15 protein-coding genes are annotated in these 19,019 nt (G+C 42.2%); all 15 read right to left on the reverse strand.

Annotation, left to right across the window (positions count from 1 at the left end; all coding sequences use genetic code 11):
* Nucleotides 1-2 precede the first annotated feature (2 nt).
* On the reverse strand, nt 3-962 hold the full coding sequence (locus AC3WLU_RS10155) for a polysaccharide deacetylase family protein (protein ID WP_492597220.1): 960 nt from the start codon (nt 960-962) through the stop codon (nt 3-5).
* Nucleotides 963-1,119: 157 nt separating this feature from the next.
* A complete protein-coding gene (gene pnp, locus AC3WLU_RS10160; RefSeq protein ID WP_492597221.1) occupies nt 1,120-3,237 on the reverse strand; it encodes a polyribonucleotide nucleotidyltransferase in 2,118 nt (705 codons plus the stop codon).
* 310 nt (nt 3,238-3,547) lie between these two features.
* Entirely contained in the window at nt 3,548-3,817 is a 270-nt protein-coding gene (gene rpsO, locus AC3WLU_RS10165; protein ID WP_034313598.1) for a 30S ribosomal protein S15, read from the reverse strand.
* Nucleotides 3,818-3,952: 135 nt separating this feature from the next.
* Nucleotides 3,953-4,903, reverse strand: a complete 951-nt coding sequence (gene ribF, locus AC3WLU_RS10170) for a bifunctional riboflavin kinase/FAD synthetase (RefSeq protein WP_057278396.1) — start codon at nt 4,901-4,903, stop codon at nt 3,953-3,955.
* Between the two features lie 33 nt (nt 4,904-4,936).
* Nucleotides 4,937-5,857, reverse strand: a complete 921-nt coding sequence (gene truB / locus AC3WLU_RS10175) for a tRNA pseudouridine(55) synthase TruB (RefSeq protein WP_095678838.1) — start codon at nt 5,855-5,857, stop codon at nt 4,937-4,939.
* A 152-nt stretch (nt 5,858-6,009) separates the two neighbouring features.
* Nucleotides 6,010-6,378: a 30S ribosome-binding factor RbfA gene (gene rbfA / locus AC3WLU_RS10180; RefSeq protein ID WP_034313607.1), complete on the reverse strand. Its 369-nt coding sequence runs from the start codon at nt 6,376-6,378 to the stop codon at nt 6,010-6,012.
* Between the two features lie 17 nt (nt 6,379-6,395).
* Nucleotides 6,396-6,677, reverse strand: a complete 282-nt coding sequence (locus tag AC3WLU_RS10185) for a DUF503 domain-containing protein (RefSeq protein ID WP_034313609.1) — start codon at nt 6,675-6,677, stop codon at nt 6,396-6,398.
* Nucleotides 6,674-8,827 carry a translation initiation factor IF-2 gene (gene infB / locus AC3WLU_RS10190; RefSeq protein WP_413000437.1) on the reverse strand — a complete coding sequence of 718 codons (2,154 nt, stop codon included), beginning with the start codon at nt 8,825-8,827 and terminating at the stop codon, nt 6,674-6,676. The genes AC3WLU_RS10185 and infB overlap by 4 nt, the downstream gene beginning before the upstream one ends.
* 19 nt (nt 8,828-8,846) lie before the next feature.
* Nucleotides 8,847-9,152, reverse strand: a complete 306-nt coding sequence (locus tag AC3WLU_RS10195; protein ID WP_034313614.1) for a YlxQ family RNA-binding protein — start codon at nt 9,150-9,152, stop codon at nt 8,847-8,849.
* Nucleotides 9,153-9,156: 4 nt separating this feature from the next.
* On the reverse strand, nt 9,157-9,432 hold the full coding sequence (rnpM, locus tag AC3WLU_RS10200; protein ID WP_034313617.1) for an RNase P modulator RnpM: 276 nt from the start codon (nt 9,430-9,432) through the stop codon (nt 9,157-9,159).
* 16 nt (nt 9,433-9,448) lie between these two features.
* On the reverse strand, nt 9,449-10,579 hold the full coding sequence (gene nusA, locus AC3WLU_RS10205; protein WP_057278398.1) for a transcription termination factor NusA: 1,131 nt from the start codon (nt 10,577-10,579) through the stop codon (nt 9,449-9,451).
* A 43-nt stretch (nt 10,580-10,622) separates the two neighbouring features.
* Nucleotides 10,623-11,096: a ribosome maturation factor RimP gene (rimP, locus tag AC3WLU_RS10210; RefSeq protein WP_057278399.1), complete on the reverse strand. Its 474-nt coding sequence runs from the start codon at nt 11,094-11,096 to the stop codon at nt 10,623-10,625.
* 193 nt (nt 11,097-11,289) lie between these two features.
* Nucleotides 11,290-15,612 (reverse strand): PolC-type DNA polymerase III, encoded by a 4,323-nt coding sequence (locus tag AC3WLU_RS10215; RefSeq protein ID WP_413008829.1) that lies wholly within the window; start codon nt 15,610-15,612, stop codon nt 11,290-11,292.
* A 165-nt stretch (nt 15,613-15,777) separates the two neighbouring features.
* Nucleotides 15,778-17,478, reverse strand: coding sequence for a proline--tRNA ligase (locus AC3WLU_RS10220; protein ID WP_492597222.1), 1,701 nt, complete (start codon nt 17,476-17,478; stop codon nt 15,778-15,780).
* A gap of 269 nt (nt 17,479-17,747) precedes the next feature.
* Nucleotides 17,748-19,016 carry an RIP metalloprotease RseP gene (gene rseP, locus AC3WLU_RS10225; protein ID WP_034313629.1) on the reverse strand — a complete coding sequence of 423 codons (1,269 nt, stop codon included), beginning with the start codon at nt 19,014-19,016 and terminating at the stop codon, nt 17,748-17,750.
* Between the last annotated feature and the right edge of the window lie 3 nt (nt 19,017-19,019).

A 19,019-nucleotide genomic window follows, 5' to 3' on the forward strand; every position in this document is an offset into this window, starting at 1 on the left:
CATTATGGATTCGATCGCTCTTCATCTACTGCTTCCGAAACGGTAACAACATCTAAATCTTTCTTTTTTATTTCAATTATTAACGTTTCCAATGATTTTGCAGTAGATTCAGTCGGATGCATCAATATAAATGCTCCAGGGTGTACCTTAGAAAGCACTCTTTGTTGAAGGACTTCAGGGCTTGGCTTTTGCCAGTCGATCGTATCCACACTCCACATGGCGGTCTCCATACCGAAAGAATCCGCGATTTTCACCGTTTCATCCCGGTAGCTTCCACTTGGTGGTGCGAACCATTTCATTTTCAAACCTGTCACAGCTTCAATGACTTCATTCGTTTTTCGAATTTCCTCACGTGTAGCTTGTGCGGATATGTTTTTCATATCTGGATGTGAATAAGAATGATTTCCAATTTCGTGCCCGCCACCCTTAATCATCTTGGCCAATTCTGGATTTTTCTTGGTCCAATTACCTTCAAGGAAAAACGTGGCCTTAACATTATTCTTTTTTAACACGGCCAACATATCTTGTAGGTATTCATTCCCCCAGGCCACATTGATTAAAAATGATACCACTGGCTTTTCGGGATGGGCCCGGTAAATGGGCGCCGGCTCCAGATCCTCCATATGTATCTTTGCAGGGACCTGCTGAAATACCAGCTTATTCTTATCGAACACGCCCTCCTTCTTCATGGCTTTATACGAATCATCAATATTTACCTTCATGCCGTTATATGCAGGAACGGTTTTCCAAACAGAATCTATTCGTGCATCCTGTGGTGCAATCTCATATTTTTTTGTTAATTCTTTTATTTGTAAAAGAAGCTCGTCTTCTTGCTTCATAGAAGCAACTGAATCATCGGTTAATTGGGTCAAATAAATTTGTGTATATGGATTTTGCACTAATAACCATGATATACCTGCAATGGCACTTATCGCAACTATCTGCTTCCATTTATTATTCATTTTTTACGCCCCCTTCATACCAAAATGTATGAAGAAAACGGACAAGGTAGAACATGACATCCTTTTGACGCCATTCTCCCAATGGATATTCCAATACCTTTAAACAAAAAAAGCATGCAGATTCACAAGGAATCGCATGCCGGATTTCTATTTTTCATTACGATTGAGAAGGGTTGGCTGCCTCTTTTTGCTCTTTCAAGACTGCTTTACGGGAAAGGTTAACCCTTCCTTGCTTATCGATCTCAGTGACTTTGACCAATAATTCATCGCCAAGTGAAACGACATCTTCCACTTTTCCGACTCTTTCTTCAGCCAGTTCAGAAATATGTACCAAACCGTCTTTACCATTGAAGATTTCAACGAAGGCACCGAACTTTTCGATACGTTTAACTTTACCTAAGTATAGTTCGCCCACTACGACTTCACGTACGATATCTTCAATGATTTTCTTCGCTTTTTGAATCATTGGTTCATCAGTGGAAGATATGAATACCGTTCCATCTTGTTCGATGTCGATTTTCACGCCAGTTTCTTCAATGATTTTGTTGATATGTTTTCCGCTCGGTCCAATGACATCACGGATCTTATCCGGATTTATGGACATTGTAACGATTTTTGGAGCATATTTGGATAACTGCTCACGCGGTTGATTGATCGTTGACATCATTGATTCCAAAATGTGCATCCGGCCATGTTTGGCTTGAAGTAAAGCTTCTTCAAGAATCTCTCTTGAAAGTCCTTCAATCTTAATATCCATTTGTAGGGCAGTAACACCTTTTGAAGTCCCTGCGACTTTAAAGTCCATGTCTCCCAGATGATCTTCCATACCTTGAATATCCGTTAAGATTGTATAGTGCTCACCTGATTTGACTAGGCCCATGGCAATACCGGCAACTGGAGCTTTCAATGGAACTCCGGCATCCATCATTGCCAAAGTGCTTGCACAGATACTTGCTTGTGATGTTGATCCGTTCGATTCAAGGACTTCAGATACAAGTCTGATTGTATATGGGAAGTCTTTATCGTTTGGAATGACAGGCTCCAATGCTCTTTCACCAAGTGCACCGTGACCGATTTCACGGCGTCCTGCCCCACGGATAGGACCAGTTTCACCTACACTGAAATGCGGGAAATTATAGTGATGCATAAAACGTTTTGACTCTTCGGTCCCAAGTCCGTCCAGAATCTGCACATCACCAAGTGCACCTAATGTACAGATGGATAGTGCTTGGGTTTGTCCGCGTGTGAACAATCCGGAACCATGTGTACGGGGCAGAATGGTGACTTCAGATGATAATGGTCTGATTTCGTCAGGATTACGGCCATCCGGGCGCACTTTTTCTTCCGTGATCAAACGGCGGACTTCGGATTTAACCAATTTATTAAGGATTTCTTTAATTTGCTTTAATTTTTCTTCATTAGTTTCTTCTTCATAATGAACCAATACACGATCTTTTACTGCTTTGATCGCGTCTTCACGAGCATGTTTTTCCTGAACTTGTACAGCTTTGTTCAAGTCTGCTTCACATAGGCCTTTCACTTCTGCTTCCAGTTCAGCATCCACTTGGTATAAAGTGACCTGCATTTTTCCCTTGCCGATTTCAGCAACGATTTTCTCTTGGAATGCAATGATCTTCTTGATTTCATCATGTCCGAACATGATTGCTTCAAGCATTGTTTCCTCTGGTACTTCATTCGCTCCGGCTTCAACCATGTTGATGGCATCTTTAGTGCCGGCAACCGTCAGATTGATGTCACTTTTAGCTAATTGGTCAACAGTAGGGTTAATAATGAATTCATTATTGATTCTCCCCACTACAACTCCAGCAATCGGACCTTCGAACGGAATATCGGAAACTGAAAGTGCAAGGGAAGAACCTAGCATGGCTGCCATTTCCGTAGAGCAATCTTGATCGACACTCATGACCATGCTGATGATCTGAACATCGTTCCTGAAGCCATCGGCGAAAAGCGGACGGATTGGACGATCGATTAAACGGCTTGCAAGAATTGCTCTTTCACTCGGTCGTCCTTCACGTTTGATGAAGCCTCCCGGAATTTTACCGACTGCATAAAGTCTTTCTTCGTAGTTGACTGTCAAAGGGAAGAAGTCAACATTTCTAGGTTCCTTCGAAGCTGTCGCAGTACTTAATACAGCAGTTTCTCCATAACGGACTAAAACTGCCCCGTTCGCTTGTTTGGCTAATTGCCCTATCTCTACCGTTACATTACGGCCGGCCCAGTCAAATGAATACGTATGTTTTTCCTGTCCCATTTATTAAACCCCTCTCTGAATCTTCACTTAGAGGCTTAGTTTACCTAAACCTGTATTGGATTAAATCATTTATATGTGAAAGTAACTAAACTCGAGTTAAAACCAAACTATTCCTATTATGCACGAAAAAAACAAGCATTAACAGTAAAATGAATAAAAATTTGATTATGTATATCCTGATCATTTATAAATGGAAAAGGACCCGGCTCCTGCCGAGTCCCAAGGACGAAGGCCCAGCCTTAAGTAGAACACGTCCAAATCATTTGATTAACACCAAAAAAGCGGGAAATTTCCCGCCTTCCTGAAAAAATTATCTACGTAGACCTAATTTGTTAATTAGTGTACGGTAACGAGTAACGTCTTTGTTACGTAGGTAAGTTAAAAGATTACGACGTTTACCTACCATTTTTAGAAGACCGCGACGTGAATGGTGGTCTTTTTTGTGTGTGCGTAAGTGATCGTTCAAGTTGTTGATTTCTTCTGTTAATACTGCGATTTGAACTTCTGGAGATCCAGTGTCAGTATCGTGAGTTCTGAATTCTGCGATAAGTTCGTTTTTGCGTACTTGTGTAATTGCCATGTTATTATTCCTCCTAAAATTCTGTAAAATCACCAATTACCGAGCCAGCGTCGGAGTCTCGACTAGCCAAGCAATGGTTATTCTCATACATACAATAGAATACATGTTTTTCAGCAAAATTGCAAGTCTTGTCTTTTATGCTTCAAGCTTTGCAAAATAGGCTATTGCATTTTGCTTATCCGTTTCGATCTGTGCGACCAATGCTTCAAGTCCGGAAAATTTCTGCTCACTACGAAGTCTTGTATGCCATTCAACCGAAACCTGGTTGCCATAAATATCTCCCGAGAACTCCAAGGCATGGACCTCTACAGTGGGATATTTAGGTTTTTCCTCGTGGAACGTAGGTTTGTATCCGACATTGCAAACCCCGTTATACCATTTACCGCTTATTTTGATCCTGACGGCATACACGCCTGCAGCAGGGAAGATATAATCGTCACTTACTTCAATATTAGCGGTGGGGAAACCCAACTTCCTGCCCCGCTTTTCACCGTGAACGACATGACCTTTCGTTAAATAGCGTCGTCCAGCCAAATGATAAAAGTCGGAGAAGTTGCCATTACCGAGAGTTTCCCTGATTCTCGTCGAGCTAACCTTTTCATCTTCAAGTGTCTGTTTTGCAACGACTGTCTGCGAAAATCTGCCCTGTGCGTAAACAGGCAAATCTTCCATCGACCCTTGACCATAGCGACCGTATGAATAATCAAAGCCTGCAACTACATGACGGACATTCAGCCCGGCAATGTATTCGTCAACGAACCGTTCCGGCAGTACCGAAGCAAATTCCTTGCTGAAATGGACAATGAATAAATAATCGATCCCCATCGACTCTATGATATCCACCTTATCTTCAAGTGGAGTGATATAGCGGATATTTTCCGTTTTCCTACCCAGTACTGCAGAAGGATGCGGGTCAAATGTCATGACTGCTGACTTAAGATTCATTTCATCGGCTTTTTGCTTGGCGGTTTGAATGACAATTTGATGGCCTTTATGTATGCCATCAAAAAATCCAAGCGCCATTACAAGCTCGGGAAAATCATCCGTATTAAATTGATGAGGATGCTCTATTGCGATCACTTTCACCTTTCAATCTCCTCTTTCCGGCGGTAAAACGGTCTATATTTCTTGTGCCAATACTTTTACAGGTTTAATTAATCCCTCTTTTGTCGGATGTATTTGATAAATGGCAATGGCCTTATCTGCTGGATCGACCATCACAAATGGCATTCCTTTTTCAACAACAACATCCTTTGTTTGTTCCAATACCGCGCCGTTAAGTACTTTCTTTGCTACTTTATCACTAATCTGAAATTTGGGCAAATGAAATAATCCCCGCTCCAAAGGCAACAGAAATTCATCCGTTTGACCATTTTCCATGAACTCTTCCACTTCAGAAAATGTGAAACAGTCCTCCTGCTTAAAACCTGCTGATTCAATACGCGTCAAGTCTGACATATGAGCAGGAAAACCCAGTTCTTCACCCATCATGACTGCAAGTGTCCGAATATACGTTCCTTTGCTGCAATTTACGCGAAAACGAAAAGATATGGTTTCCCCTTTAAATTCAGAACGATCATCGAGAAGGGTAATATCATAGATGGTGACCTCCCTTGTCGGCCTCTCCACATCTATCCCTGCACGGGCATATTCATATAATTTCTTCCCGTTCACCTTTACCGCTGAAAACATCGGCGGCGTCTGTTCAATTTTTCCAGTCAATGATTCAAGCACTTCCAGAATCCGTTTACGCTGAATCACTTGATCAATCTTTTTCTCTTCGACTTTTTCTCCGCTTGCGTCTTCAGTTGTCGTTGAAAAACCAAGGGTCACTTCTCCTTCATAAGCTTTACCGGCTTCTGTCAGATATTCGGCTATCTTTGTTGCCCTGCCAATACAAATAGGTAAAACCCCTGTTACATCAGGATCTAAAGTACCTGTGTGACCAACCTTTTTTGTCTTTAAAATCTTTCTTAATTTAAAAACACAATCATGGGATGTCAATCCCTTGGGTTTCCATAATGGAAGAATACCGTTCACGCTTTCACCTCATCTTTTATAAAACACCTTAAACGATTATGAACCCTGTCCCGAAAGGTGTTTTTCCTTTTTTCATATTCGGTTTCAAAAAAAAGAGACCGACTTCAAGAAGTGCAAAGCACTTATTGAGTCGGCCTCCTTTTACTGCTTGCTTATTCCTCGTCTTTTTCAGCCGGTTTATCCTCTGAATTGATTTGGGAAATCAACGACTCGATACGATTACCATAATCGACCGATTCATCAAATTCAAAAAACAGCTCAGGGGTTTTGCGCAGGCGGATTCGCTGCCCAATTTCTGAACGCATGAATCCTTTTGCCTTAGCTAGACCTTGCAGGGTTTTCTCCCTTTGTTCCTGGTCACCCAAAACGGAAATATAAACTGTTGCCTGTTGTAAATCGCCTGTAACCGCGACATCCGTCACTGTAACAAATCCGATTCTTGGATCTTTAATTTTTCGGCCGATAATTTCACTCAGCTCTTTTTTCATTTGTTCGCCAACACGATTTGAACGAAGGCTCATAATATCACCTCGATAGCCTAAAGCCAGTCTATATCTGTTATTGTTCGCTCTAGTTCCGGAAAAGAATCTAGAAATTTAAGGGCATTTTGAAGTTCCCGTTCAGTAGCCTTCCTTGAGGATGTTACGGTTACGATTGAAATCTTTGTCCGCTGCCATAAATCCTGAAAATCGGTCTCTGCTACAGAAATATTGAACTTCTGCTTAAGCCGTGTCATGACACGCTGAAGCACGGCCCTTTTTTCTTTTAAAGAATGGGTGTCATGGATGATGCATTCACATTGGACGGAGCCAACGATCATTTACGTTCGATCTCTTCCATTACATACGCTTCAATTACATCGCCTTCTTTAAGGTCGTTGTAATTTTTAATCGTAATACCGCACTCATAGTTCGTTGCCACTTCTTTAACATCATCTTTAAAACGTTTCAATGCATCAATTTCACCTTCGTAAATGACGACACCTTCACGAATTAAGCGAATTCCGCTATCACGTGTAATTTTTCCTTCTGTTACGTAAGAACCGGCAATCGTTCCTACCTTGGATACTTTGAAAGTCGTACGAACCTCAGCCTGACCGATAATTTTTTCTTCGAATTCAGGGTCAAGCATCCCTTTCATAGCAGACTCGATCTCTTCGATCGCTTTATAGATGATGCGGTGTAGGCGGACATCAACATTTTCTGATTCAGCTGCACGCTTCGCATTCACGTCAGGACGGACGTTAAAACCGATGACGATTGCATTCGAAGCTGTAGCAAGGATGATGTCAGACTCTGTAATGGCACCAACGCCTGTGTGAATGATTTTCACTTTAGCGCCTTCCACTTCTATTTTATTCAGGGAAGCGGCTACTGCTTCCGCAGAACCTTGAACATCAGCTTTTAGAATGATGTTCAATTCTTTAATTTCCCCTTCTTTCATTTGTTCAAACAAAGTATCTAGGGTTACACGGGATTTCTCATTGCGTTGTGAAGCAAGTTGTCTCTGTGCACGCACTTCCCCGACTTGTCGGGCCGTTTTCTCATCTTCAAAGACGATGAAACGATCGCCGGCTTGCGGCACTTCGTTCAATCCAGTGATTTCAACCGGTGTTGAAGGACCTGCATCCTTAACACGGCGTCCAAGATCGTTAACCATCGCACGAACACGTCCGAATGTATTACCGATAACGATCGGATCCCCGATTTTCAACGTTCCGTTTTGAACAAGCAATGTGGCAACCGATCCGCGCCCTTTATCCAAACGTGCTTCGATAACCGTTCCATTTGCTTTACGAGATGGATTCGCTTTATACTCCTCCACTTCACTGACAAGAAGAATCATTTCAAGCAAGCTATCGATACCCTCACCGTTCTTAGCTGAAATTGGTACGAAAATTGTGTCTCCGCCCCATGCTTCAGAAACTAAACCATGTTCTGTCAATTCTTGCATGACACGATCCGGATTGGCAGCTTCTTTATCCATCTTATTGACAGCGACGATAATTGGAACTTCTGCCGCTTTAGCATGGTTGATCGCTTCAATCGTTTGAGGCATGACGCCATCATCCGCAGCGACGACAAGAATGGTGATATCGGTAACTTGTGCACCGCGGGCACGCATTGTTGTAAACGCAGCATGACCTGGTGTATCAAGGAATGTTATTTTCTTATCGTTAACTTTAACTTGATAAGCACCGATATGCTGAGTGATTCCGCCCGCTTCGCCTTCAGTGACTTTTGTATGGCGTATAGAATCAAGCAATGTCGTTTTACCATGGTCAACGTGACCCATGATCGTCACGACAGCCGGACGTTCAATCAAATCTTCAGAAGCATCCTCAGTGACAAGTGATTCAAGGTCTGTTAGATCGACACGAATCTCTTCTTCGGCCACTACACCGTATTCCGCACAAATCAATTCAATTGCATCTTTATCCAAAGTTTGGTTGATTGTTGCCATAACACCAAGCATAAAGAGCTTTTTAATGATTTCAGAAGGTTCACGGTGAAGTTTTTTTCCAAGTTCCATAACCGTCAAAGACTCATAAAACGTAATTTTCTCTGGAAGTTCTCTTTCTTTACGTTTTGTAACAGGTGCCTGTGGCGCTTGTTGTCTTTGTTTATTATTTTTATTCTTGTTATTGCGACCTTTGTTGAACTGGCCGCCAGTTGGTTTTTTCGTCCCTACAGGTTTAACTGGTGGTTTCTTCTTCAGTTTTTCTTTATTGACAGTGCTCTTTTCATCCGCTTCGGCTTCGTACTTCGCAACCGTAGCGTTAGCTTTTGGCTCTTGGCTTTTATCTTCGTTTTTAGGTTTGATTGAATCGTTTAATTTATTTACAGTTGAATCGTCTAATGCTGTCATATGGTTTGTTACCTCTATATTCATTTCTTTAAGTTTATTTATTACATCCTTGCTTGAAACGTTCTTTTGTTTTGCATATTCATATACACGCAATTTTGTCATACGTTCACCCCCGTAAAATTTAATCGAGCAGCGTTCGGAGTTTTTGTGCAAAACCTTCATCCAGAACTGCGACGGCAACTCTAGCATCCTTACCTATCGCATGGCCGAGCAATGACCTGCTTTCGACTCTTTTTAAAGGAACCTGATAAAATGCGCACTTATCAGATATTTTTTTTTCAGTGTTTTTTGAAGCGTCCGCGGATAAAATAACAACTTTGGCATTACCGCTTCTAATCTCTTTAACCACTAATTCTTCACCCGAAATTAGCTTGCGTGCTCGATTGGCCAAACCTAATAGAGACATCCATTGTTGTTGTTGGGTCATGGTGTTAGTTTTTCTCCTTATTCACTAATTCGAGCAATTGTTCATAAAGGGAAGAATCGATTTGGGTACTAAGGTGATTAGCCAGCACATTTTTCTTTTTGGCCAGCTCGATAACATCCCGATCAAGAGTCAAATAAGCTCCCCTTCCAGATTTCTTACCGGTCGGATCCAGGCTGACTTCCCCTTCTTTAGATCGAACGATGCGAATGAGTTCTTTCTTCGGCTTCATTTCGCCTGTCGCCACACATTTACGCATCGGGATTTTTTTTCGGTTATTCATCTTTTTTCACCTCGAATTACTCGTTATCCTCTTCGAAATCTGTTTCCTCTTCAGTAACATAACTATCTCTGCTCAAAAGGAATTCCTGTTCTTCCACAGGATATATACCAGCTTCGCGGGCTTCCGTTTCACTCTTGATATCAATTTTCCAGCCTGTAAGCTTTGCAGCTAAACGGGCATTTTGTCCACGCTTACCAATTGCCAGGGAGAGTTGATAATCCGGTACGATTACAGTCGTCGCCTTTTCCTCTTCTTTAACAATGACCTCAAGTACTTTTGAAGGGCTTAAAGCATTCGCAACGAAAATGACCGGATTCTCCGACCATTTGACGATATCGATCTTTTCACCTTTCAATTCGTTGACGATGGCCTGAACACGCTGGCCTTTTTGGCCTACACAGGAACCGACAGGATCGACTTCTTCGTTATCGGAGTGCACGGAGATTTTTGAACGGTCGCCTGCTTCGCGGGCAACTGACTTGATCTCGACTGTTCCATCGAAAATTTCAGGCACTTCGATTTCGAATAAACGTTTTAAAAGGCCAGGATGTGAACGGGATACAAAAATTTGCGGACCCTTGGAAGTCTTTTCAACTTTAGTGATGAAAACTTTAATGCGGTCATGCGGTTTATATTGTTCATTCGGCATTTGCTCATTCACCGGGAGCAAAGCCTCGATTTTACCTAAGCTCACATAAATGAATCGGGAATCCTGGCGTTGAACGATACCAGTCATGATATCCTCTTCACGATCGATGAATTCGGCATAAATGATGCCCCGTTCCGCTTCACGCACCCTTTGAGTGACGACTTGTTTTGCTGTTTGTGCAGCAATACGGCCGAAATCCTTAGGTGTTACTTCCATTTCGACAACATCATCTAACTGATAGTTGGGATCAATTGCTCTTGCTTCTTCAACAGAAATTTCCAGACGCGAATCGAACACTTCGTCAACAACGTCTTTTCTGGCAAATACACGCATTGTTCCTTTACCAAGATTCAAGTCGATACGTACATTTTGTGCTTGGTTAAAGTTACGGCGATATGCCGATATTAGGGCAGATTCAATCGCGTCGATCAAAACCTCCCTGGAAATTCCTTTTTCGTTTTCTAAAATATAGAGAGCATCCAATAACTCATTGCCCATGGTGATCCCCCTTACGGATATTTAAATTAATGATTTGCTTGACTTAAGCGAAGGTAATCGCCAATCTTGCTTTGGCTACCTTTTCGAATGGTATGACGATCGTTTTCTTTCTTGTCTTGATTCTGACTTCGATTGTCACTTCTTCACCATCGAAACTGGTTAAGATTCCTTCGAATTCTTTTTCATCTAAAATGGGCTCGTATGTTTTTATGTAAACATTTTTACCGATAGCATTAAGGAAATCCTTCTCTTTTTTCAGAGGCCTTTCAGCTCCGGGTGATGAAACTTCGAGAAAATAATTTTGTGGAATCGGATCAACCTCATCAAGCTTTTCACTGAGTTTTTCACTCACATTTCCGCAATCATCAATATCTACGCCTGTTTCTTTATCAATGTACACTCGAAGGAACCAGCTTTTACCTTCCTTCACATACTCCACTTCGACTAATTCAAGCTGCAATTCTTCAAGAATTGGTAATGCTAATTCCTCTACGACTTCCGTTACCTTTTTACTCATTTGTTTCCTCCATACGTGCGTTGTATGCGCTTGGTTTCGGATTCAAAATAAATGGTCATTACAACACGAAAGAGTGGGTTTCCCCACTCTTGCCATTGGTTCCTCTTAGTATTTCCAATAAAAATATACCATAATCAAGATATTTATGCAAATATCATGTCTGTTTCTTCCTTTTTGAAATCCGTTTCCTCTTTTAAAATAAAGATAACTGATTTTGTTCAGGCAATGACTCCAGACAGCCTTGTTTATCAAGGTATTCAAGGATGGTCTTCGAAACCTTACCCCGCTGTTGAAGGTCTTCTTTAGAGAGGAATTCACCATTTCCCCGTGCGTTGACAATATTGATCGCCGCATTCGTTCCAAGACCAGGTATCGAATTGAAAGGCGGAATCAAAGTATTTCCTTCAATTAGGAATTGATCTGCACTGGATTTGTACAAGTCCACTTTAGCGAATGAATATCCTCGTTCACACATTTCCAAAGCTAGTTCAAGAACCGTCAATGTATTCTTTTCCTTAGTGGATGCATCCAATCCCTTTACCATGATTTCTTCCATTTTTGCTTTGATCGCTTGCGATCCCCGTGTCATGGCGTCGATTTCAAAATCATCGGCACGTACTGTGAAATAGGCCGCATAGTATAATAAGGGCAGATGCACTTTAAAATAGGCAATCCGGACAGCCATTAAGACGTAAGCTGCAGCATGGGCTTTCGGGAACATGTATTTAATCTTCTTACATGAATCGATATACCATTCCGGCACCTCATTTTTCCTCATTTCCTCTTCGAATTCCTCTGAGAGCCCTTTCCCTTTACGTACAGATTCCATGATTTTAAACGCCAGGGAAGGATCGAGACCTTGATAGATCAGATAGACCATAATATCATCCCGGCAGCCTATAACCTCACTTAGTGTGCAGATCCGATTGTGGATCAGTTCCTGTGCATTGCTCAGCCATACATCCGTACCGTGGGAAAGGCCTGAAATCTGAACAAGCTCGGAAAAAGTCGTAGGTTTCGTATCTTCAAGCATCTGCCGGACAAAACGCGTACCAAATTCCGGGATGCCAAGCGTACCCGTTTTACACATGATCTGTTCTTCGGTAACTCCTAAAGATTCAGTACTGCTGAATATTTTCATTACTTCCGGATCATCGGTAGGAACGGTCTTTGGATCGATGCCACTTAAATCTTGAAGCATCCGGATTACTGTCGGATCATCGTGTCCAAGTATATCAAGTTTCAAAATATTATCGTGAATGGAATGGAAATCAAAGTGAGTTGTTTTCCACTCTGAATTCCGGTCATCCGCAGGGAACTGAATTGGTGTGAAATCATAGATATCCATATAATCCGGAACGACGATGATTCCGCCCGGGTGCTGTCCAGTCGTCCTTTTCACACCAGTACAACCGGCAACAAGGCGATCGGTCTCGGCTCCGCGCATATGGATATTATTATCAGAGGAATACCCTTTTACATATCCATAAGCCGTTTTTTCAGCGACCGTACCAATCGTTCCGGCACGATATACATATTCTTCACCGAATAAGACCTTCGTATAGTTATGGGCCTTCGGCTGATATTCACCGGAGAAGTTCAAGTCGATATCCGGAACCTTATCCCCTTTAAATCCAAGGAAAGTTTCAAACGGGATATCATGCCCGTCTTTTGTATAAGCGATGCCACAATCCGGACAGTCTTTATCGGGCAGGTCAAACCCGGAACCTACGGAACCGTCATTGAAGAATTCGGATTTCTTGCACTCAGGACATACATAATGCGGCGGAAGAGGGTTCACCTCTGTAATTTCAGTCATGGTGGCAACGAAAGATGATCCAACCGATCCCCTTGAGCCAACTAGATAACCATCATTCAATGATTTTTTAACAAGCTTGTGGGAAATTAAATAAATAACGGCAAAACCGTGGCCGATGATGCTTTTCAATTCTTTCTCAAGACGGGCTTCCACGATTTCCGGCAGGTTTTCCCCATAAATCTTCCTTGCCATGCCATAACTCATTTCACGCATCTCTTCATCTGCACCTTCAATTTTAGGTGTGTATAACTCATCCTTGATTGGCTTGATTTCTTCAATCATATCAGCGATTTTATTCGTGTTGGTTACCACGACCTCTTTGGCTTTCTCGGAACCGAGGAAGGAGAATTCCCGCAGCATTTCATCTGTTGTCCGAAAATGTACGTCAGGAAGCTTATGACGATTCAGCGGGTTCGCGCCGCCTTGTGAATTCACAAGGATTTTACGGTAAATTTTATCATTCGGATCCAAATAATGCACATTTCCCGTGGCTACGACTGGCTTGTCCAGCTTTTCACCAAGCTTGACGATATTGGAGATGATCGTTTCTAATGATTTATCATCCCTTACATATTCAAGCTCAATCAAATGCTGATACACTTCCTTCGGATGGATTTCAAGATAATCGTAGAATTCGGCGATATCGACGACTTCCTCAAAACCCTTCTGCATCATCCCTTCAAAAACTTCCCCTTTATCACATCCCGATCCGACCAGGATTCCTTCACGATACTTTTTAAGTTGTGAGCGCGGTAATCGGGGCACACGATAGAAATAATCGATGTGTGATATTGAAATTAATTTAAAAAGGTTTTTTAACCCCGCCTGTGTTTGCGCGATCAACGTACAATGGGACGGCCGGGAACGCTGGTAAGCATTTCCTTTACCCATATTGTCATTAAGTTGATCATGATGGGTAATCTCCTTTTCCATTGCATCCTTCAGCATCTTCAGCATAAGGTAACCTGTAGCTTCGGCGTCATAAATGGCCCTATGATGCTGGGTCAAATCAATATCGAACTTTTTACATAGTGTATTTAACCGGTGATTTTTAAACTCCGGATATAAGAAACGGGCAAGTTCCAATGTATCAAGCACAGGATTGGAAGCTTTAGGATAACCCAAGTTTTTATAACCTATATTCAAAAACCCCATATCGAAGGCTGCGTTGTGGGCAACCAGGATTGCATCGCCCGCCCATTCCTTGAACTTTTCCAGCACTTCCGAGACTTCTGGAGCATTTTCTACAAGATCATCAGTGATTCCAGTCAATTCTATCGTCGTATTGGATAGTGGGTGATGCGGATTAGCAAATGACTCGAATCGATCAATGATGTCCCCGTCACGGATTTTGACTGCAGCAAATTCAATGATCGTATCATAAACGGCTGACAGACCCGTCGTCTCTACGTCAAACACAACATAGGTTGCATCTGCCAAAGGGATATGCGCCTCATTATAAACGATGGGTACACCATCATTTACAAGATTCACTTCGACGCCATAAAGGATTTTGATACCATTCTTTTTCCCGGCACTATAAGCTTCAGGGAATGATTGTGCTCCCGCATGATCTGTAATGGCAACAGCCTTATGCCCCCACTTTGCAGCTTGGGCAACAAGCGCTGAAGTAGGTGTCACTGCATCCATCGAGCTCATTGGGGTATGCATATGCAGTTCTACACGCTTTTCTCCTTCCGGGGCCTTATCCTGCCGTCCTTGTTTAGAAATTTCATTTATATCATTTGCGATCATTACAAGGTCACGTACGAATGTATCATTTTGAATGCTGCCTTGGGCACGTACCCACATCCCTTTTTTCACTCGGGCAAGTATGGCAGCATCTTCTTTATCACGCGAAAACATTTTGACCAATATCGAGCTCGTATAATCCGTGACTTTAAATGTCAACAGGCTTCGTCCGCTTCGCAACTCACGCACTTCTGCATCAAATACGAAGCCTTCGATAGCAATCCTGCGCTCTTCATCGATAATTTGTTCGATTCTGCGGAAATCCGCATCTTCTTTAATCGTGTAGCCAATTTTAACCGGTCCTTCGTAGACGCCATCGTCGCCGCCTTTTTCCGATTCTTTCTTCTGCATTTCCACTAGCGCAGCAAGTCCCTTTTCCGCGTCTTCCTTTTGTTTCTCTTCCAAAAACTTTTGGTAATCAGGATTCGACACCGTTTCCTTCACTTCCGCTTCAAGTGTCAACGGAGGAAAACCGAATGTTTGGTAGATATTCGAAATGATGCCGGAGTATTTTCGTTTCAGCTGACCAGCTTCCGTATCATTTCGGGCGCTTACGATAAGCTTATATCCATTTACCGTTGGCACTTGTTCATTCAGGAGCGATAACAGTGCTGGAGACATGCCTTCAAGCTCCCCAATGCAGTTTTTCCAATACTCTTTTACCAATTGTTCGGTCACTTGCGGATTGGCCACATTCAAGTTGAATGTGACCTTTGCAATATGGGAAAACGTACTTGCCAGATGTGTAGCAAGTCTTGTATGAACACTGCAAGGAATCAATGCAGGTATATTAAAGGCAAAATGCCATGTTTTGGACTCCCTCTCGATTGAGAGTTTATCAATTTCGGCACCTATGAAATAATTCACAAAGGCATCCTCGGTCAAGTCCATTTGCTGGAGCAAGAGTTGAAATCTCTCTCTACCGCTATTTGGATTTTGATCCATTCCCTCTCTCCCCTATCTACTATCTCTTTAGATATTATTCACTAGCATTTTCGTTTTGATATCAGAGGCTATTATAACATATCATGAATGTTTCACTAGTATCCAAATCCATGAAAAGGAAAGGCATCATCCAATTGAATGATGCCTAGTTCCCCCATTTTTAAATTATCCCAGTATTTCGTGAAGCTTTTGAGTTAGTTCAGCTCTTTCAAGTTCAAGAACCTCACCCGTTTTGCGAATTTTCACTTCGACAATTCCGTCGGATGCCTTTTTACCAACAGTCACCCTGACAGGAAGACCGATCAAGTCGGAGTCTGCGAATTTTACGCCGGCACGTTCTTGACGATCATCCATTAGAACTTCCATGCCTTGTACCTTTAAATCTTTATATAAATCTTCTGCCAGGGCAGACTGAGCCTCATCCTTCATATTGATTGGAATCAAATGGACTTGGTATGGCGCCAAATTCTTTGGCCAGACCAATCCTTTTTCATCGTTGAATTGTTCAGCGACAGCTGCAAGTGTACGGGAAACCCCAATACCATAACATCCCATGATCATTGGCTGCGACCGTCCATTCTCATCCAGGAATGTCGCATTCATAGCTTCGGAATATTTTGTTCCCAGCTTGAATACGTGGCCCACCTCAATTCCTTTGGCAAATTTAATTTTTCCGTTTCCGTCGGGCGATGGGTCGCCCTCTTGGATGAAACGAAGATCTATATAATTGGCCACGTTAAAATCACGAGCGGGATTGACGTTCACATAATGGTGGTCTTCCTCATTTGCACCACAAACTCCATTAACCATGGCTTCGACGGCAAGATCCGCAACCACTTCCACATCAGAAGTGACATTTATAGGTCCAAGAGATCCAATTGCACATCCCAAGACTTCCTTCGTCTCATTTGGATCGACCAAATCAACGATTGAAGCGTTATAGAAGTTCTTCAGCTTGATATCATTGACTTCATGATCTCCTCGTACCAAAACTAGCACATACTTTTCATCCACTTTAAACAATAATGATTTTATTAGTTTCGCTGCATCGGTATTCAGGAATGCAGCAACTTCTTCTATCGATTTTTGACCCGGTGTATGAATTTTTTCAAGTGCAATTTGTTCTTCGCTGCTTTTTTCATATTTTACATTCACAGGTGCCATTTCAATATTGGCTGCATAATCGGAAGTATCCGAATATGCGATGGTATCCTCCCCTATTTCAGACAGGACCATGAATTCATGTGTATCCTTACCACCCATTGCCCCAGAATCGGCAATGACCGCACGGAAGTTCAACCCACAACGGCTAAATATATTCGAATATGCCGCAAATAAATTTTTATATACAGCATCCAGGCTTTCTTGATTAGCATGGAAAGAATAAGCATCCTTCATGATGAACTCACGTCCACGCAACAATCCGAAACGCGGTCTTTTTTCATCACGGAATTTGGTTTGGATTTGGTAAACCGTCAATGGAAGACGCTTATAGGATTTCACCTCATCGCGAACTAAACTGGTTATCACTTCTTCATGCGTGGCACCAAGCGCAAATTCACGGTTGTTGCGATCCTTAAGCCGCATCAACTCTGGACCATAAGTATACCAGCGTCCAGATTCCTGCCAGAATTCAGCTTGTTGTAAAGCCGGCATCAACAGTTCCACTGCACCTGCATTTTCCAGTTCTTCCCTAACGATCGCCTCAACCTTTTGAAGCACCTTTTTTCCAAGCGGCATAAAACTATAAACCCCGCTGGAATTTTGTCTCATAAATCCTGCACGCAATAGCAGCTGATGACTTTTGATTTCAGCATCTGCAGGCACTTCCCTCAATGTAGGGATCAACGTCATACTTTGTTTCATATTTGCACCTCTTCAATATTTCCTTTAAATTACTTGCAGCTTCGGTAAATTTGATACCGCAACATTTTAATACGGTCATTTCATACAAAAAAGACTTTCCGGTCATTCAGAAAAGCTAATTTAATATACTCATTCTCGATTATACTTACGATTTCCCTAGAAAACAAACAATTTCCCCAAAACGATTAAAAAACTAGGAAATCCCTTCAGATAAGAAAACGGCCAACAGATAATTCTGCTGGCCAGTTTTTGCATTATCCAAACATGTCTTACAGGAAGAATCGCTGGATGTCATTCCAGGTAACGACAATCATCAATAACATCAGCAAAGCAAAGCCGATGAAGTGGACCATCCCTTCTTTTTGACGGTCAATTGGTTTCCCTCTTAAGAATTCGACCACAAAGAACAACAGCCTTCCTCCATCCAATGCCGGCAGCGGAAGCAGGTTCATGATTCCCAGGTTAATGCTGAGCAGCCCTGCCCATTTCATTAACGTGAATAAACCTTGTTTCGCCACTTCCTCAGTTGATTTATATATGCCTACAGGACCAGATAAACTGTCGATCGTAAATCCTCCCGTTACAAGATCACCAAGGATGATGAAGATTTGTTTTGTCCAAAAATACGTTTCTGTAAAACCATATTGTATAGCTTTAATCGGTGCTTTTTCAACCGGAGGGTAAACACCGATAATCCCGATTTTCTTCCCTTCCCTTTCCACTTCTTGTGGAACAACCGGTACTTCTAGTGTTTTCCCGTCCCTGTCAACGACAAACTCGATCTCTTGCCCAGGGTTCTTTTGAATGCTTTCCTGAACATCTCCCCAAGTGGAGACTTCCGTACCTTCTATGGATTGAATGACATCTCCCGATTTTAAACCGGCATTTACAGCCGAACCATCCGGAGTCAACTCACCTAGTTTCGCTTCATCCACCACAACACCTTGAAACAGGCCGATCAGCACAAAAATGACAAAAGCCAAAACGAAATTCATTGCCGGACCAGCTACAATCGTCAGAAAACGATGCCCAAGCGACTTTGAGGCAAATTGCCGGTCAAAAGGAGCAATCTGGTTCTCTACACCATTTTCAACGATCACAGCCTCTTTATGGATGGCAAACGTTTTTAGTGTATCTTCCTCTCCCTCTTCATAACCAGTAAGGATCAGTTTATGATCAAGGTCGATCACTTCAACTTCCACAAGTCGAATATCAGGATATTTATCTTTATTGTTCAAAATGATCTTTGTAACATTCTCATCATTATCGAACATTAACCCAACCCGATAGCCGGGTTTCAATTCTATATTTTCTGCGTCCTCACCGGCCATACGCACGTAACCGCCAAGAGGAAGCAATCGGATGGTATAAACGGTTTCCTTCTTTTTATATGTGAATACTTTTGGCCCGAAACCGATTGCGAACTCACGGCATAAGATTCCTGCTCGCTTTGCAAACACTAAGTGCCCAAGCTCATGGAAAAAAACTAGAGCTCCAAAAATGATGATGAACGCTATAATCGTTTCTAAAGTCTGCATGTT

The organism is Peribacillus sp. FW305-BF15 (assembly GCF_058783805.1).

Bases quoted from the DNA above. Each gene is read 5' to 3' on its own strand.
- AC3WLU_RS10185 (WP_034313609.1), bottom strand. From the start codon at position 6,677: ATGATCGTTGGCTCCGTCCAATGTGAATGCATCATCCATGACACCCAT.
- rimP (WP_057278399.1), bottom strand. From the start codon at position 11,096: ATGAGTAAAAAGGTAACGGAAGTCGTAGAGGAATTAGCATTACCAATT.
- AC3WLU_RS10155 (WP_492597220.1), bottom strand. From the start codon at position 962: ATGAATAATAAATGGAAGCAGATAGTTGCGATAAGTGCCATTGCAGGT.
- rpsO (WP_034313598.1), bottom strand. From the start codon at position 3,817: ATGGCAATTACACAAGTACGCAAAAACGAACTTATCGCAGAATTCAGA.
- pnp (WP_492597221.1), bottom strand. From the start codon at position 3,237: ATGGGACAGGAAAAACATACGTATTCATTTGACTGGGCCGGCCGTAAT.
- AC3WLU_RS10195 (WP_034313614.1), bottom strand. From the start codon at position 9,152: ATGACCCAACAACAACAATGGATGTCTCTATTAGGTTTGGCCAATCGA.
- infB (WP_413000437.1), bottom strand. From the start codon at position 8,827: ATGACAAAATTGCGTGTATATGAATATGCAAAACAAAAGAACGTTTCA.
- rnpM (WP_034313617.1), bottom strand. From the start codon at position 9,432: ATGAATAACCGAAAAAAAATCCCGATGCGTAAATGTGTGGCGACAGGC.
- rbfA (WP_034313607.1), bottom strand. From the start codon at position 6,378: ATGAGCCTTCGTTCAAATCGTGTTGGCGAACAAATGAAAAAAGAGCTG.
- AC3WLU_RS10215 (WP_413008829.1), bottom strand. From the start codon at position 15,612: ATGGATCAAAATCCAAATAGCGGTAGAGAGAGATTTCAACTCTTGCTC.
- rseP (WP_034313629.1), bottom strand. From the start codon at position 19,016: ATGCAGACTTTAGAAACGATTATAGCGTTCATCATCATTTTTGGAGCT.
- AC3WLU_RS10220 (WP_492597222.1), bottom strand. From the start codon at position 17,478: ATGAAACAAAGTATGACGTTGATCCCTACATTGAGGGAAGTGCCTGCA.
- nusA (WP_057278398.1), bottom strand. From the start codon at position 10,579: ATGGGCAATGAGTTATTGGATGCTCTCTATATTTTAGAAAACGAAAAA.